Raw genomic sequence first — 16,617 nt, forward strand, 5'->3', positions numbered from 1 at the left:
GCGAGGGCGTCGCGCGACGCCAGAACGCAGAGTGCAAGGGAAGCGAGCAAAAATCAACGGAAGCTTGTCGACGGGACGCACGCGATCGCGCAGGCGTTGGCTGCCTCCCACGCGCCTGCGGCGACGTCGGAAAATGGCGGGCGGCGCGCGATCCCCCCTTGGCGGCCTCCCGGGCCTGGGATACGCAAAAAGTGCCCCCGTCCTTCCGTCGAGACGGCGCCGCCGCGGAGCGCGGCGACGAGGGGGTGCGTGAAGAGACGCATGAGCGCGAGAAGACCCTCGGAATCGGAGCACGACGGCGATCTCGTCGATCCCTCGTTCGGGGCAGGAGCGTCGCCGGAGCCGCCCCCCGTCCTCAGGCCCTCGGTCCCTCCGAACCAGGCGAACGTCCTCGTCGGCGGCGGCGAGCGCGAGGCGCGGGCTTACGTGGGCCCGACGGCGCTCCCCACGGTGCAAGCGCCGAAGCCCGCGGACGCAGGCAAGGTCGCCATTGCGAGCAGCGTCGATCCGCGGCGCATGCCGACGGTGCGAATCTCGCCGGGGCGCGCCAAACCCCTCGCGCCGGGCGAGCGGCCCGGGCCGCCCGAGGGGCTCATGTCTCCGTTTGGCCCGGTGAGCCCGCGCCCGGCCCCGCCGCCCGCGATCGTGATGCCGCATTCGGCGCCGCACAGCGTTCCTTCGTCGGGGAAGGTGTCCTCGCGTCCGGAGCCCTCCGCGAGCCCAGCGACGGCGATCTGGGTGCTCGCGGTGGTGCTGGCCGCGCTCGTCGGCGCAGGCGTGGCGCTCTACATTCGCCGAAACATGGCGGCGCAGGAGCCGGCCCCGCCCGCGCTCGCGCCCGCCGCGCCGCACTCCTGACGATACGTCGAGGGCTGGGTTTTCCCGCGCGCGCCGGACGAACGGCGTGGTGCGCGTGAAGGACCGGGCAGGCCGGCGCGCATATCGCCGGTCGGACGCAAGAATACGCCAGGTCGAGCCGGTCCGCGCATTGCATTGGCGTCCGGGTCGGAGGACCGAACATGGATCGGAGCACGTACTGGCTCAGGGCTGCGTGGAACGATTTCCTCGCGTTTCTGCCGGATCTCCTGTGGGGTCTCGCCATCCTCGTGGTCGGCTATTTCATCGCGAGGCTGCTCGCCTCGATCGCGAGGCCGATTTTGCACAGGGTAGGCTTCGACCGGCTGGTCGATAGGCTCGGTATCTCGGTGCGGGCGGACCGGACGGAGCAAGGATCCCGCTGGGGCGCGTCGATCGTCTTCTGGGTGACGATGCTGATCGTGGCCATGTACGCGGCCGACGCATGGCGGCTCGGGGCCGTGGCCGCGGGGATCGCGGCGATCATCGCATATTTGCCGCATGTGCTGGCGGCGGCGGTGATTTTCGGCGCGGCGCTGCTGTTCGCGAACTGGGTGCGCGCGCGGATGCTGGAGACGGGCGGGCCGATTGTGCCGGGGGAGGCAGAGGCGACGCATTCGCAGCGGCCACTCGTGGCGGGTGCGATCCGGGCGGGCATTCTGGCGCTCGGCGCGTTCATGGCGTTGCGGGAACTGCAGATCGCCGAGGAGATCGTGACGCTCGCGTTTTCGCTGACGCTGGGCGCGATTGCGCTCGCGGCGGCGCTGGCGTTCGGGCTCGGGAGCCGGGACGTGGCCGGGCGTGTGACGCGGCGCTGGTATGAGGAGCGGCTCGGGAAGCGGGCCGGCGCCGGCATGGGCGCGGACGACGAGACGCACATCATCACGCCGCCATGAGGGAGGAGGCGGAAGCGCCGATTGTATTGACGGCCGCGCTTGGCTAGTCTCCGGCCATCATGGCAGACGCGATTCCGCCCCACGTCGTTCAAGCCCTGGCGCCGACCGGACAGCTCCGCGCGGCGATCAACTTCGGCAATACCGTCCTGGCGCAGAGGGACCCCGTCACCGGCGAGCCGCGCGGGGTCTCCGGCGAGCTCGCGCGCGAATTCGCCAAACGACTCGGCATCCCCCTCCAGTTCGTCACCTTCGACGCCGCCGGCAAGGTATTCGAGGCTTTGAAGCGCGGCGAATGGGACATCGCCTTCCTGGCGATCGATCCGGTGCGCGCGGCCGAGATCGACTTCACGGGGCCTTATGTGCTGATCGAGGGCGCCTACGTCGTGCCGAAGGACTCGCCCATCCAGACCACCGACGAGGTGGACCGCGACGGCATCCGTGTCGCCGCCGCCAAGGGCAGCGCGTATGAGCTCCATCTGACGCGGACACTGAAGCACGCCAAGGTCGTCACACAGCCGACCGGCTCCGAGGCCTGCGAGATGTTCCTGCGCGACAAGCTGGAGGTCGCCGCCGGCGTGAAGCAGCCCATGGCCAAGTTCGCCGAGGAGCATCCCGAGACGCGCCTGATCCCCGGCCGCTTCATGGCCATCGAGCAGGCGATGGGCATGCCGAAGGGCCGCGACGCAGGCGTGCGCGCGCTCCGCGCGTTCGTCGAGGAGATGAAGGCATCCGGCTTCGTCGCGAGGGCACTCGAGCGCAGCGGCCAAAACGAGGCGGTCGTCGCGCCGCCGACGCCGATTTGATTCGCGCGTTCACCGTCGCGGGGGTGGCAGTGGCCTTCACGCGCGCTCACTGCGCGTCGCGGGTGAACGGAGCCGGGAGCGCGGGCACGCTGCCCTGGGCTTGTCGCGCGCGGCAGCTCGCCGCGGTGAGGTAGAGCTCGCGGTTCTCGACGAGCATGAACTGGTCGCCGAAGTAAAGCGGCACCATCGGAGACGGAATCATCATCCCGCTCGCGCTCCCGCTTCGGCTGCCGTCGGGAAGCGTCACCGAGCTGAAGTCGGTAAAGGGCATCGCTTGCCGCGTCGACGGCCTCAGCAACTCGAACTGGGTGTCGCGCTCCACCCGCCGCCCGTCTCGCGTGGTGTAACGCTGCGAGAGCTTCACGCCGCCGCCCTGGCGCGGCATCGCCGTGAGCGTGCGGCACTGCGCTTCGTTGGCCATGTACTCCCACAACGTCCCGCCGTGCGCGATCAGCGCGTCTGCGCTCGTGATCGTGCGCGCGAGCGCCGCGTCCGAAACGTCGGTCACCCGCGCGCGCATCCGCTCCGCCTCGGCCATCTCCTGCTCGCACGCGGGGAGCAGAAACGGTCGCTCGGTGGGCGCGATCTCGTCGCACGCGTCTCCCACGCAGCGCAGCGTGAAGCGCGTGTTATGCGCGCACGCTTCGCGTTCACGGAACAGCGCGCCCACCGTCGTGAGCACCACCGCGTCGCTGCTCTCCTCGAGCCGATCGATCTCCTGCTGTGTGCCCCCGCGAAGCGAGAACGCGGGCGACGCCTGCGTGAGCGTGGGCGACAACAACGTCCAGTGATCGCCCCACTCGGAAAGCACAAACGAAAACGGACCCAGCGTGAACGTGAGCTTGTCGCTCACCTTGCGATCGATCGTCGCGGGCACGCACTCGACCTCGCCCGAGTACGCGCGCTCTTGGCCCACGCCCGACGCGACGTGGATCCCGCGGGTGAGCCGCCGCACCCAGTAGTTTCCACTGGGAGGTCCGGGCTGTGCGGGCTGCGCGGGCTGCGCAGGCTGTGGGTCAGGGGGCTCGGCGGTGACGTTGCGCACGGGCGCTTCGGTGGGCAGCACGACCACAGGCGGTGCGGTGTGCGTGACAACCGGCCGCACGCAGGCAGAAAACGTGGCCGCTGTGCAGCACAAGAGGGAGAGAGAACGCAGCAAGGGACCCATCGCGCGGCGAACGACACCACGCACGGCGCGTCGGTTCCCTGGGGGCGGGATGCTATACGCTGAACCCCTGCGAAGCGCCCTGCGGCGCGCGGATCGTATCGAGGTCTCGAATGAAGAAAAGTTCGCTCTCCCTTTACCGACGTTCGCCCATGTACGCCGTCTTCGCGTGTTTCGCCGTGTCGACGGCCGGCGCTTGCAGCGGTCAGGCGCCAGCGTCCGGCGACCAGGCGCCCGCCACGCCCCAAGCGCTCGGGGCGTCCACGACGTCTGAAAGCGCGCCGCCGTCGTCCGCCCCGCAGCCCGCCCAGGCGCCTGAGCCGCAGCCCACCACGCAGGTCCCCGCGGCTGACGGGTGCGACCCTGCCAAAGAGCCCCACCGCAGATACCTCGGCGACAGGGACAAATGCATGCTCATCAAGTTTCGCTGCGATCCGCCGCAGAATTACTTCTCCAATGCCTGCGGCTGCGGCTGCGAATAGCATTGCAGCCGCAGGGCAAAGGACTACGACGACAGATCCCCCCCGCGCTCGGTCGAGAGCGGCAGCTCGACGCAGAAGGTCGAGCCCCGGCCGACCTCGCTCGACACGCAAATGCGGCCGCCGTGCGCCTCGACGATGGTGCGGGTGATGTAGAGGCCGAGCCCGAGCCCCCCGTAATGGTTCGACGAGACGCCGCGGCGAAATCGTTGGAAGAGCTGCGCCTGCACTTCGGCCGGGATCCCGATCCCGCGGTCCGTCACCGAGAGCCGCGCGACCCCATCTTCCTGGGTGATGGCGATGTCGATCGGCTGGCGTTCCCCGAACTTGATCGCGTTGGTGAGGAGGTTGGTCACGACCTGCTCCAGGCGGTGCGGATCCCATCGGCCGACGACCGGCTGCTCCGCGCGCACGGCGAGCGTGCTGCCTGACCGCGCAATCAGATCGCCGAGGTGGACGACGACCTCGTCGACGAGCACGCGCAGCTCGACGGGCGTCGTGTGCAGCTCGAGCCTCCCCGCCTGGATCCGGGAGACGTCGAGGAGCATATCGACGAGGTCGGCGAGGCGCTTGACCTGGCGGCCCGAGAGGGCGACCGCGGATTGCACGCGCTCGACGTCCATGCCCCGCGCGAGCCTTTGCCCCAGCGATTGAATGGCGAGCTGCAGGCTGGTGAGCGGAGTGCGGAGCTCGTGCGAGGCAATCGAAAGGAACTCGTCCCGCAGCTGCACGGCGTTCTCCGCTGCCGTGCGCGCGCGCCGCTCGTCCAGGAGGAGCTGATCGCGCTGCTGCTCGGCGCGCACACGCGCGGTGACGTCGCGGAAGCTCCAGACCCGCCCGACCACGCGCCCGCCGAGGCGCTGGGGCTGCGAATAACGCTCGAAGATGCGCCCGTCCGAAAACGGGATGACATCGAAGCTCGACTCCTCGGGCGAGGCATAAAGCGCGCGGATCCTTTGCAGGAACGCATCGGAATCGAGGAGCTGGTCGCAGACGAACGTACGGAACGTGTCGTCCGACCCGGTCGCGAGGATCTCGTCCGGGATGCGCCACATCGCCGCGAACCTGTGATTCTGACGCACGACGCGCTGCTCGGCGTCGACGACGAGGATGCCGTCCGCCGTCGATTCGAGCGTGGCCTCGAGGAGCGAGTAGGAATGGCGGAGCACCTCCTCGGCGCGCCGTCGCTCCGCGTTCTCCTGCTGCAGATCCGCATAGAGGCGCGCATTCTCGATGGAGTTGGCCGCCTGGGCCGAGAGCAGCCGGATCACCTCGACGCGATCGGGGGTGAAGGCCGAGCGGGTGAGGTCGTTTTCGAGATAGATCACGCCGGCGAGGCGGCCCTTGTAGACGAGGGGCGCGGCGAGCGAGGAGCGCGGCGCACCGCCGGCGAAGCAGGGATCACGCCCGAACGGCCCGTCGATCACGAGGTCGTCGAGCAGGACGGTCTCGCGCGTCCGCGCCACGTACGTGACGACGCTGGCCGGCAGGTCCTCGCGGCCCTCGAGGGGCGCCGCGCCGAGCACGTGGACGGCCGCCTCGCCGGTGCGGTGCTCGGCCTCGACGACGAGCCGCCCGTCACGCAGGAGCAGAAGGACGCCGCGCCGCGCGCCGGCGTTCTCGACCAGGATGCGCATGAGCGCGTCGAGCAGGCGGTCGAGGACGATCTCGCCCGAGATGGCCTGGGAGGCCTTGAGCACCGAGCCGACGTCGAGCGCGGCGGCTCCCAGGCCCCCCGCGCCGCGGAGGATCTCGCACGGGACGAGGTCGGGGTACGCGCGCTCGAGGCGCCGCATCGCCTCCGTCGCGCCCCATCGGCCGTAGGCCCTGTGCGCTTCGGTGAGGTAGGCGCGGGCGATGGTGGTCTTGCCGAGAGCGTGGAAGGAGAGGCCGGCGAGCTCGTTGGCGAGCGCCTCGTCGTGGAGGTAGCTGCCGCGCTGGGCGAGGGCGATCGCCTCGTCGTAGCGATTCCACGCGGCATGCGCGTCGCCGCGGACGCGCGCGAGCTCGGCGCCGAGCAGGGCGCTGCGGTGCGCCATGTTCTCCGGGCAGAAGTTCGCCCAGCGCGAGAGCTTTTCAGCAACGATCTCCGCGCGGGCGAGGAAGAGCGCGCGCTCGTCCGGGGAGACCACGTCCGCCGCCTGCGTGAACGCGACGGCGGCGTAGAAATGGAACACGGGGGTGGCGTGCCAGGCCTCCACGTTCGGGAACTCGATGTCCAGCGGGAGCGCGGTGCGCGCCGCGTCCTCGAACGCGCCCTGGAAGACGTCGAGCAGAACGGTGAAGATGTAGGCGACGACGAGCGAGCACTGGTTGTCGAGCCGGCGGCACTCCTCCATCACCTCGTCGATGTCGACCCACGCGCCCTCGAGCTTGGTCGGGTGCGCGGTCTCGACCGAGAGCTGGTGCGCGAGCTGTGCGACTGCGCCGACGGTCCAGGTGATGGCATTGAACTTGTCGAGCTTCCGCATCGGCTGGTAGCTCTGCGCCTCGGCGAGGATATCGGCGAGCGGCAGGCCGCGCAGGAGGCTGTTCGTGCTGGCGTTCATCGTGGCGTAGAACGCCCAGATGTACTGGCCCGTCTCGAGCCCGGCGTGTATCCCCGCGAGAAACGAAGTCTTGCAGGCGGAGTAACCCTCTCTCCAGTACTGCACGAAGGCGCCCCACAGGTTCCAGAGCATCGCTTCGGAGTTCTTGTCCGGGTAGCGCTCCAAAAGGTCGAAGGCGGCGCGGCCGAAGCGGTAGCCAAGCTCGATGTCGCCGCGGCCGCAGAGGAACGCCCCGAAGTTGATGCAGCCGTAGATCGCGTGCTTCGACAGCCCGTGACGCAGCGTGTTTTCGAGGACCTTCGCGACCGTGATGCCGTAGTTGTTGGGGCTCAAGAACCAGCAGGGAGAAAGGAGCTCCTGGAGCACGTCCTGCATGGCGCGGATCTCCGGGTCCGCGAGCGGCGGCAGGTCTGGCAGCGCTTCGAGCGTCTTTTCCTGGACGAGAGCCATCGTCGCTCGGATCTGGGCGTCGACCATGGCTTCGTCAGGGAACGGGGGCAGGTCGATCCCGAACGGGCGCAGGGCCGCGAGTCCCTCCGCGAGCGCGGCGCGCAGGTCATTCTTGAGCACCTGCACGCTCATCTTGAGCCGCAGCACCTCGGTGCGATCGAGCCGGCTCGCGGCCCGCTCCAGGCAGTCGGAGAGGGTCGCGAGGGCGTCGTCGTGCTGCCCGCAGAGCGAGAGCATGAGGGCGGTCTTCATCGCGTACGTGAGGCGGAGCGGGTATTGCGACGTCCAGGCGTCCTCCGGAAGGCGCGGGAGGCCGAGCTGCAGGTAGCGCAGGCCGGCGCCGAAGGCGGCCGCGTCTTCGGCGTGGCGGGCGGCATCGAGGCTCATGCGGGCGAGGGAGAGCCGCTCCGCGGGGTCCGACACGAGGTCGCCCGCGCTGTTCAGGTGGCCGACGACGTCGAAGAGGTTCTGGCTCTCGGAGAGGTCCAGCTTGTCCGCGAGCAGCCGACCGATCCGGAGGTGAAAGGCGGGCCGGTCCGCCTCCGGGATCATCGCGTAAGCGCCCTCCTGGACCTTGTCATGGGCGAAGCGGTAGCCCTCGCGCCCGGCGAGCACGAGCCCCTCACCGACGGCAGGATCGAGGCGGCCGTACGCCTCTTCCGGCGAGCACTCGCTCACCGTGGCGAGCACATCGAGCTCGAACCGGTTGCCGATCGCCGCGGCGAGCTTCAGGGCCGTCTGGGTCGTCGCTGGGAGCCGCGCGATGGTGCGCACCATGAGGTCGACGACGTTGTCCGTGTACGCGAGCGCTTCGATCTTGGCGAGGTCCCAGCGCCAGCCTGACCCGGCAGCGAACGTGAGCACGCCGTGGTCATGCAGCGACCGGACGAACTGCTTCACGAAGAAGGGGTTGCCGCCCGTCTTCTTCAGCACCGCGTCGGCGAGCGGCCCGCAGTCGTCGCGCTTGAGGCTGTCCGAGAGCATCTCGAGCAGGTGCGGGCGCGCGAGCGGGGCGAGGACGATGTCGCGCACGGCGAGCCCCGTGTGCTTGTGCTCTTCGATGGCCAGGATGAACGGGTGCGCGGGCGACACCTCGTTGTCGCGGTAGGCGCCGCAGAAGAAGAGCGACTCGAGCGATTCGTCGGCGAGGAGCGCGCGGAGCAGCCCGAGGCTCGCGGGGTCGATCCACTGGAGATCGTCGAGGAACAGGACGAGCGGGTGCGCGCGGCGCGCGAACACCGAGACGAACAGCAAAAAGCACCGGTTCAGGCGGTTCTGCGCCTCGACAGGCCCGAGCTCGGGGACGGGCGGCAGCGGGCCGAGCACGTGGGACAGCGAGGGGACGACGTCGCAGACGACCTCGGCGTTCGGCCCGAGCGCCTCGAGGATCGCGCTCCGAAAGCGGAGGATGCGCGCCTCGCTCTCGGTGAGGATCTGCCGCACGAGGCCGTCGAACGCCTGGATCACCCCGCTGTAGGGCGTGCCGCGGTTGTACTGGTCGTATTTGCCGCTCGTGAAATAGCCCTTCTGCCGCGCGAGCGGCTTCAGGATCTCGTGAACGAGCGAGGACTTGCCGATGCCCGAGTAGCCGGAGACGAGGACGATCTCGCGGCTCCCCTCGAGCGCGCGCTCGAACGCGGTGGTGAGCGCCTCGATGTCATGCGCGCGGCCGTAGAGCTTCTGGGGGATCCGGAAGAGATCCTGACGATCGCGCTGGCCCGCGACGAAGGGCTCGATCGTCCCCGTTCCGCGCAGGGCCTCGCGGCAGCGCTCGAGGTCGGCGAGCAGGCCCTCGGCGCTCTGGTAACGGTCCTCGGCGTTCTTCGCGAGCAGCTTGAGCACGACGTCGGAAACGGCCTCGGGGATCGTCGGATCGACGCGGGACGGCGGCGCGGGCGCGAGGGCGAGGTGCGCGTGAATGAGCTCCATCGGGTCCAGGGCCTCGAAGGGGCGTTGACCCGTGAGCATCTGGTAGAGGATGACGCCGAGCGCGTAGAGGTCGGTCCGGTAGTCGACGCCGCGGTTCATGCGGCCTGTCTGCTCGGGGGACACGTAGGGCAACACGTCGGCGATGACCGCTGGCGCGTAGAGCCGTTCGTGCGCGTGGGTGATCTCGGCGTCGACGCCGAAGCTGTTGATCTTGACCGCGCCGTGCGCGCCGACGAGCACGTTCTGCGGGCGCAGATCGCGGTGGACGAGCCCTGCCGCGTGCACCTCGGCGAGACCTTCGGCGAGCGCGGCCGCGAGATCGAGCGCCTCGCCGACCGGCATCTTGCGTGACGGGCGCGCGGCGAGGATCCGCGCGAGATCGCGGCCTGGGAAGTCCTCGAGGACGACCATCAAGGAGCCGGCGAGCGCCTCGATGCCGCGCAGCGCGACGAGGCGGGGCGAGGCGAGGCGCGCGATGCGCTCGTACTGGTGCTTGAAGCGCGCGACCTCGGCGCCGGTCGATCGTTCCGCGCGCAGGACTTTCAGCAAGACCGGGACGCCGTCGCCCTCGCGGCACGCGCGGTACAGGGAAAAATCGGCAGATTCCTCGATCTTCTCGCGGAGCGCGTAGCCTCTCCCGACGATCATCGAAAACCCTGCTCGCTCGCCCTCGAGGCGCGCACACGACCAACTCCCTTTATATCCCAAAGGGGGCGACTTGGCACCGGCGGAGTTTGGCCCGTGCAGAGCTCGTGCGACGCTTGGGTGTGCAGGCGCGTGAGGTCGTCAGGTCGGCGGGAGAGCGGCTATCGCCCCCAGGACGAGGGCGATACGCCGGAGGGGTGAATGCAATGGGAGTGGACGCACGAGGCGCCTCAGGCGGGGGAAGCTGTGGCGGCGGCGGGCTCTGCGTCGCCCTTGGCCTCTTCGTTCTTGCGCCGCGTGGCGGCGGCCTTCTCGGCGTATTGCGAGCGGTACTTCATCGTCTTTTCGAAGCTCGCGAGGATGCCGGGCTTGTTCTCGAGCTTGGCCGTATCGATGGCGTTCTTGGCGACACGGATGATCTGCCCCTCGCGCAGGTCCTCATAATAGACCTCGCTCTCGTTCAGGATTTCGAGCAGCTTGGCCGCGGCGGGCTTGAGCGCGCGGATCTGCGAGAGGATCTGGGTGGCCTGAACGATCTGATCGTAGGTATGGGGGTGAATGCCCGCTTCGTCGCCGTGGTTGGGCATGGCGGAGGCGAGCTCTTCGAGCACCTCCGCGAGCGCCGGCTTTTCGCGCTTGTATCCCTGCAGATCGCCGCCCTTGATGTCCACGAGCATGTGCTTGATCGGCTGCGCATCGATCAAGGCGGGTCCGGTGTATTTGACTACGGTATCGTCGTTCATGGTGGGTCCTCCCTACCTGCTCCGTTTTGGAGATGGGCGTGAGACTGGAAGGTTCGGCTTTCGATGTAACCCGTCAGCGACGGAAACGTGCACGGCGACAGGTCGATCGGGCAGGCGACAAGTCTCGATAGGGGGAAGGAGATGTGTCGATCGGGGATGGATCGATGTCGAAGCGGAGAGGAGAGGGATCGGTCCGGGAAGGAGAGATGTCGATCGTCGGGGGGAGATGGCGCCTGTGCCGGGATTGCGCGTGTGATTGCGGGGAGGATGGGTATCGGTCGGGAGAGGGGGGCGTGGGGTCGCCGCATCGGGAGGTGTCGGCGGGGGGATGGAGAGGGAGCGCTCGGGGGAAGGAGGGCTCGGGGGCGCGGTGGGCGTGGTGTCGGGCGGCGGAGGAGATGCGTCGGTTCTGGGAGGGGAGATCGCGGTGGTGGAAGGGCGATGCGTCTGTCGGATGCAGGCTCGGTCGCCGGACCCCGAATGCCGTGGCCCGACCTGCGAACGAGCTCCATCAGGGGCCGTATTGCCTTACGTCCTGCCCTGCCGGAGCCCGCGCAGGCAATGCTGGAGGCCTTGACGCAAGGTCGCGTGGGTCACGATGTTCCCGAGGTCCACGCCGAGCGTCACCATCGTTTGCGCGACGCTTGGCCGGATGCCCGTGATGATGCCTTCTGCGCCGAGCAGCCGCACGGCGCGGAGCAGGTCGAGCATGTAGCCTGCCGTGGCTGTGTCCACGGCCTCGACGCCCGTCAGATCCAGCAATACGAACTGGGACGCCTTGTTCACCACCTCGGCGAGCAGGTTCGTCATCACCATTGCTGCGCGCGTCGAATCGACCACGCCGAGCAGCGGCAATGCCAGCACCTTGTCCCAGACCTCGATGATGGGCGTCGACAGCTCGCTGATCACGCGCTGCTGACGTTCGATCGTCGTGAGCCTCTCGCGCAGCTCCTGCTCGGCGTGCCGGGCCTCGGTGACGTCCATCGACACGAGCGAGACGAGCTCGACCTCGCCGCCTGCGTTTTTCAGCGGAAAGCACCAGTTCTGCCAGATGATGCCTCCGTACTCCCAGGAGACCTCCACGATCTCGCCGTTGAACGCGCGCGCGACGTAGGGCGCGCAGGCGTGCTCGCCGAAGACCTCGTGGAAGCTCTGCCCGACGAACTGCCCGTCCTGGAGACCCAGTCCTTCGAGGGCTTTGCCTTCGTAATAGATGATGTAGCCTGCCTGATCGACGGCCCACATGGCCACCGGCGCCGTCGACAGGAGCACACGCAGGATGGCCAGGCGCCGCGCGACGTCTGGATCCTTTCGAGCATCGATGATCCCGTCGCCGAGGAAGGCGGTGGGCTCGCGGCGCAGGAGCTGGGGCGCGCGCAGGTGACCGGTCGCGGGATCGACGACGTAGAGCGAGAGCGCGAGCCCACGCTCCACGATCGTGTTTGCTTGCTCCTCCGAAAGTCCGAACGCCAAGCATCCGGCGAGCAGCCGCTCGCGCGGCGTGGGACCATGGGCATGGAGCAGTTTCGCGACTGCGGCCGCGTAAGCCGCTGCTTGGACGTCGGTCATCGTGTGAAAATGCCCCAACCGCCTGCGTCAAATCAACGCGCTCCGCGTGTCCGAGGACGCTTCTTTGCCGTTTTCCCACCTGCCACGTGTGGTAGGTCCCGATCGCGCGCGGATTCCAAATCTGCCACGTGGGGCAGCGCGGGATGCTGCGCTGGAGGGACGACATACACACGTGTCACATGGTCGAAGGCGACCGAGCCGCGAGCCTCAGGGGTGGCGCTTGCGCCCATGGTCCGAGCGAAACGGGACGAGGAGCTGGCCGACGTAGCTCTCGGGAAATTCCGCCGCATCCTCGCCGAGTCCCACGTCCTCGGGTGGAGCGACGTCGGGGCGGAAGCGATAACTCCCGAAGACGTGATCCCAGAGCATCACCCTCGGGCTGTAATTGGCATCGGCCTCGTGGCGGCGGGGCGAATGGTGCCAGCGATGAACGCGCGCGGTGCTGAAAAACAGATCGAGAAAGCCGGTGCGAAGATCGATGTTCGAATGCTGCAGCATGCCGTGCGCGCCGGAGAAGGCCGCCATCAGCGCGAGCGGCTCATCACCGACGCCGAGAAGCGAAAGCGGCGTGAAGGCGGCGACCGCGCTCAGCAGGTTGTCGAGCGGGTGGGTGCGGGCGAAGTTCCACCAATAGAGCCGGCGCGAGCTGTGGTGCACCGAATGCACGCGCCACAAGGGGGCCCAGATATGCTCGAGTCGGTGGATCCAGTACCAGGGCAGCTCGAACACCACCACGGCGAGCAGCGCTTGCAGCGGGAGGGGCCAACCGTGCGGCCAGAGGCGTGTGCCGAGCCGAGATGAAAGCGCCTCTCCGAGCGGGGCAAACACGCCGACGGCGACGAGCGTGCCGACGGATATGCGAGATACGAGAGCGAGAGCCGCAATGTGTTCGTGAGCGACATCTTCTCGGAACCCCTTCACCCGGAGGAAAGAAGTCCCGGTCGCCGGCGTCCTTCAGCAACGCCCGTTCGAGCTGCCATACCTTGCGCAGCGAGTAGAACATGCGCCCGGGGAGTGCGTCAAGCGACGCCATTGATATCATGTCACGGAGCCATCCCTCGGCAGACGCGTCCCCCGCGTGCCTCCCGCCTCACCTTCCTCATGGACGCGCCGCGTCCTCCTCGGCAAGATGGCGCGCACGTCATGAGGCTCTCTCCCGCACCTCTGCTCTCCGCGACGCTCCTCTGCGTGCTCTCGGCCTGCGCGAAGATGCCGCGGGTCAATACGGCGCCGGATACGCCGCGCCTCACCGAACCGAAGAGGACGCTCGTGCTCGGCGAGGTTTCGCGCGGGGACACGCGCTCGCCGGACCATGGCCCCGGCTCGTACTGCAAGAACGGCGGGCGCACGGGGCAGGACCTCGATCACTTCTATGGCTTCGAGGTGCACGAGACGGCGAGTTATCGCTTCGAATTCGTCCCCGAGACGTTCCAGGGCGTGATCCAGATCCAGCAGAAGAAGGCCGATGGCCGGGGTCACTTCGGGATCGGCTGCAAGGGCGCGCAGCCGGGCCACACGGCGACGCTGTCGCTCCCGCTCGAACCCGATTTCTACTGGGTCATCGTCGACGGAAATCTCTGGGACGAGGCAGGGACGTACACGCTGCGCGTCGATCGCGACACGTCGAAGACCGCCGTGATCCGCCCCGAGGAGCCCGCGCTCGTCGAGCCGCTCTGCGCGCGCGCGCCGCTCGTGCGTCCGGGCGAGCGGACGTATGGTGCATTCGAATCGAAGTCGGGCGGCGCGCGCGCCTCGTGTGGCCTGCTCGGGGGAGACGCCGTGCATCGAATCTCGCTGGCTACGCCCACGCGCGTCCGCCTGCGCGCCGCGGCGCATTTTCAGCCGGCGCTGGAGATCCGGAGCGGTTGTCACGAAAAGCCGATCGTGTGCACGCGGGCGGAGGCGGGGCAATCCGAGGTGGAGGTGACGGCCGATCTGCCGGCCGGCGACCATTTCGTGGTGCTGGATTCGACGCGGCTCGGCCCTCGGGACCCGAACGGGAGCCACCTCGACGAGGCGCGGCTCGCCGGGGCCTACGTGATCGACATGGAGGAGGAGGCACCATGAGCCTTGCACGAGCGCTCTTGCTCGCGAGCCTGTTCGGGAGCACGGCGTGCGCTTCGTACGCCACAGCGAGCTCCGACGATCGGTGTGGTCCGCCGCCCGGCGTGGAAAAACCGCTCGCGTCCCTGGGCCACGATACGAAGCCGTTCGAGATGCGGCACGTGCCGGAGACGGCCTTCGGGGGAAACCCTCCGGCTTACCTGTATCGATTCGAGCGGGAGGACAGCGGCACGACGGAGGCGCTGCGCGCGATCGAGATGATCAAAGGCGGGCGGGTGCTCGTCGTGGGGGACCACGGGACGGCGCTCGTGCGTGATGCGAAGACAGGCTGGCAACCCGAATCCACGGGGACGACGGAGAACCTCCACGCCCTGGCCCCGACGCCTTATTACAAGGACGGGCAGACCGTCACGGAAGAGCAAAGGAAAAACCCGCCCTACCTCGCGGTGGGGTCGAACGGGGCGGCCGTCTTCCGCGACCCGACCGGGGTTTGGCACGTCGAATCCACGGGGACATCGGCGAATCTCTTTGCATTGCTCCACCTCGGCCGCAAGACGCTCGCCGTGGGCGCGGGCGGGGTGATGGTGGAGCGGTCGCCCGAGGGGGCTTGGCAAACCGTGAAGACGCGGACGACGGCGGATCTGTACGCCCTCGGGAGCTGCGCGGGATACCTGTGCGCCGTGGGCGCGGGCGGGGTGATGGTCTATTGCAGATCCCAGGAGAACGAGCTCGTGTGCATTCCGCGTCCCCCCCCGACGCAGGCGACGCTGCGTGTCGTGGACGAGGCGCAGATCATGGGCGACGGGGTTTGGCTCGTGTATGTGCGGTCAGGGAAAACCGAGCCGCCCTCGCCGCCGCCCTCGTTCGTGCCCTGGTCCGTGGCGAAGGACGTCATCGCGGGCGAAGAGGTGCGCGCCACGGCGCACAACCACTGGAGCGGGATGAGCGAGATCCTCGCCGTGGGGCGGCGGGGCACGGTGTGGTTTCAGGGAGGCTTGTTCTCGGAGAGAAGCCGGCTCGAACGGGCGAAATTACCCTATGAGGTGGATTTCCACGGTGTCGCCTACGAGCTCGTGGACGGGTTTCTCGTGGGCGATCGAGGGACGATCCTGCACCTCGCCGTCGAGGGTTTCACGCCGACGCAGATTTGCCTGCTCTGAGCGGTACATCGGGCGCGGGTATGCTACCGCGCACATCGATGGTGCGCCCCAAGGACACGTGCTCCGAGGAGACCTGGAACCGGATCGTCTCCGCAGCCCGACAGGAGCTGGTCGAGACCGACGACGGCGACGTGGACGTGTCGGTCCGGCAGGTCGCGACGCGCGCCGGCGTCAGCCTCGGAACGATCCACTACTACTTCCCGACCAAGGAGAGCCTGCTGGAGGCTTGTCTCGACACGTATTACGAGCGGTTCGGCGCGCTGGTCGTCGAGCTCGCCCCGCTCACGACGCAAACGGACACGCGGGCCGGGATCGAGCAGGCGGTGCGGCGGATCTATTGCTTCGCGGTCGCGGAGCGGCAAAGCCTCAAGCTGCGCGCGAAGCTCAATGCAGAGCTCGGACGCCTGGAGCCGCAGCGGGCCCGGCACGTGCGCGGGCCCATGCTCGACGGATTCGCATCGCTGATCGGGAACATGGGCGGCCTCGGCGTCGCCGAGGCGCGGCTGACGATCCAGACGATGACGGGCGTCATCATGCACCTCGCGCTGCTCGCGGACGCGGACCTCGAACAGATCGCGGGCGCGGGAGGCGAAGCCGGGCGACGGATCGTGGAAGATCACGTCGCCCGGGTCGCGTTGCGGCTGGTGTTCCCGAACTAAGCCTGCTTCGTGGGGCTCAATCGTTGCAGAAGACTTCCATCGCGCGCGGATCGGTGTAGTCGCAGTTATTGACGTAGGACGCTCCGGCGCAGACGCCAGCCATCATCGCGTCCGGCTCGAGACAATCGCAGAAGTCGCTGCCGTTCGTCGTCGGCGTACACCCGGCGGGAAGGGGCCGGCACTCGGTCTGCCGCGGCGGCTCGCCGGCGCGAACGACGCAATACGTGTCGGGGGCGCAGGTCTGCCGGCCGTCGCAGTCGTGCTCCTTGGGCGTGGTCGCCTCCCAGCGATCGAGAATGCAAAGCCTGTTTCCGATGACCGGGCCCCCCTCGCCACAGGTCACCCACCGGTCGTCGTCGATCGGCCCGACACACGCCGCCTCGCCGCAGGCCAGGTCTTGCGAGTTCTCGTTGATCGTCACGGAGCAGGTGCAGTCACCGCCGCCGCCCGGGCCACCGTTCGCGTTCGAATCATCCCCACAGGCGACGAGGCCCGAGGCGACAGCGAGAAGGACAAGTGATCGAAGCCAAAAGCGCATGATTCCTCCAGGAAGGCCGCGAGCCTAGCGCGGCCTTCGGCGCGCGCCGCACCACGAATCGGACGGCGTCCGAACCTTCCGCTGACCACCGCCCCGCCCCGCACGAGCACGCG

At 68.6% G+C, this 16,617-nt stretch carries 13 protein-coding genes; 7 read left to right on the top strand and 6 right to left on the bottom strand.

Annotation, left to right across the window (positions count from 1 at the left end; all coding sequences use genetic code 11):
- Window positions 1-261 precede the first annotated feature (261 nt).
- The 3 genes from QHF85_RS21555 (at window position 262) to QHF85_RS21565 (ending at window position 2,554) form a co-directional block, all read left to right on the top strand.
- Window positions 262-858 carry a hypothetical protein gene (locus QHF85_RS21555; protein WP_281329138.1) on the top strand — a complete coding sequence of 199 codons (597 nt, stop codon included), beginning with the start codon at window positions 262-264 and terminating at the stop codon, window positions 856-858.
- Window positions 859-1,019: 161 nt separating this feature from the next.
- Window positions 1,020-1,751 (top strand): hypothetical protein, encoded by a 732-nt coding sequence (locus tag QHF85_RS21560; protein WP_281329139.1) that lies wholly within the window; start codon window positions 1,020-1,022, stop codon window positions 1,749-1,751.
- 59 nt (window positions 1,752-1,810) lie between these two features.
- A complete protein-coding gene (locus tag QHF85_RS21565) occupies window positions 1,811-2,554 on the top strand; it encodes an ABC transporter substrate-binding protein (protein WP_281329140.1) in 744 nt (247 codons plus the stop codon).
- 46 nt (window positions 2,555-2,600) lie between these two features.
- Here the strand turns inward: QHF85_RS21565 and QHF85_RS21570 are convergent, their stop codons facing one another.
- The gene (locus tag QHF85_RS21570; RefSeq protein WP_281329141.1) at window positions 2,601-3,599 is read right to left on the bottom strand and encodes a hypothetical protein; all 999 of its coding nucleotides are present in this window, start codon (window positions 3,597-3,599) and stop codon (window positions 2,601-2,603) included.
- A 233-nt stretch (window positions 3,600-3,832) separates the two neighbouring features.
- Between QHF85_RS21570 and QHF85_RS21575 the strand changes: the two genes are divergently transcribed.
- On the top strand, window positions 3,833-4,201 hold the full coding sequence (locus QHF85_RS21575) for a hypothetical protein (protein ID WP_281329142.1): 369 nt from the start codon (window positions 3,833-3,835) through the stop codon (window positions 4,199-4,201).
- A gap of 23 nt (window positions 4,202-4,224) precedes the next feature.
- Here the strand turns inward: QHF85_RS21575 and QHF85_RS21580 are convergent, their stop codons facing one another.
- From QHF85_RS21580 to QHF85_RS21595, 4 genes are all read right to left on the bottom strand, one after another.
- Window positions 4,225-9,774, bottom strand: coding sequence for an AAA family ATPase (locus QHF85_RS21580; RefSeq protein ID WP_281329143.1), 5,550 nt, complete (start codon window positions 9,772-9,774; stop codon window positions 4,225-4,227).
- A 227-nt stretch (window positions 9,775-10,001) separates the two neighbouring features.
- Complete coding sequence (locus tag QHF85_RS21585) at window positions 10,002-10,514, bottom strand: hypothetical protein (protein WP_281329144.1); 513 nt, start codon at window positions 10,512-10,514, stop codon at window positions 10,002-10,004.
- A gap of 528 nt (window positions 10,515-11,042) precedes the next feature.
- A complete protein-coding gene (locus tag QHF85_RS21590; RefSeq protein WP_281329145.1) occupies window positions 11,043-12,083 on the bottom strand; it encodes an STAS domain-containing protein in 1,041 nt (346 codons plus the stop codon).
- A 207-nt stretch (window positions 12,084-12,290) separates the two neighbouring features.
- Window positions 12,291-12,818, bottom strand: coding sequence for a sterol desaturase family protein (locus QHF85_RS21595; RefSeq protein ID WP_281329146.1), 528 nt, complete (start codon window positions 12,816-12,818; stop codon window positions 12,291-12,293).
- A gap of 408 nt (window positions 12,819-13,226) precedes the next feature.
- Here QHF85_RS21595 and QHF85_RS21600 point away from each other — a divergent pair, with 408 nt between their 5' ends.
- From QHF85_RS21600 to QHF85_RS21610, 3 genes are read left to right on the top strand one after another with little or no spacing between them, the layout of a single operon-like run.
- Window positions 13,227-14,150 (top strand): hypothetical protein, encoded by a 924-nt coding sequence (locus tag QHF85_RS21600; protein WP_281329147.1) that lies wholly within the window; start codon window positions 13,227-13,229, stop codon window positions 14,148-14,150.
- Window positions 14,147-15,307 (top strand): hypothetical protein, encoded by a 1,161-nt coding sequence (locus tag QHF85_RS21605; protein WP_281329148.1) that lies wholly within the window; start codon window positions 14,147-14,149, stop codon window positions 15,305-15,307. The genes QHF85_RS21600 and QHF85_RS21605 overlap by 4 nt, the downstream gene beginning before the upstream one ends.
- Before the next feature lie 38 nt (window positions 15,308-15,345).
- Window positions 15,346-15,966, top strand: coding sequence for a TetR/AcrR family transcriptional regulator (locus tag QHF85_RS21610; RefSeq protein WP_281329149.1), 621 nt, complete (start codon window positions 15,346-15,348; stop codon window positions 15,964-15,966).
- A 16-nt stretch (window positions 15,967-15,982) separates the two neighbouring features.
- Here the strand turns inward: QHF85_RS21610 and QHF85_RS21615 are convergent, their stop codons facing one another.
- Complete coding sequence (locus QHF85_RS21615; RefSeq protein ID WP_281329150.1) at window positions 15,983-16,504, bottom strand: hypothetical protein; 522 nt, start codon at window positions 16,502-16,504, stop codon at window positions 15,983-15,985.
- Window positions 16,505-16,617: the final 113 nt, after the last annotated feature.

It is taken from the genome of Polyangium sp. 6x1, from assembly GCF_029946515.1.
Taxonomy (GTDB): domain Bacteria; phylum Myxococcota_A; class Polyangia; order Polyangiales; family Polyangiaceae; genus Polyangium.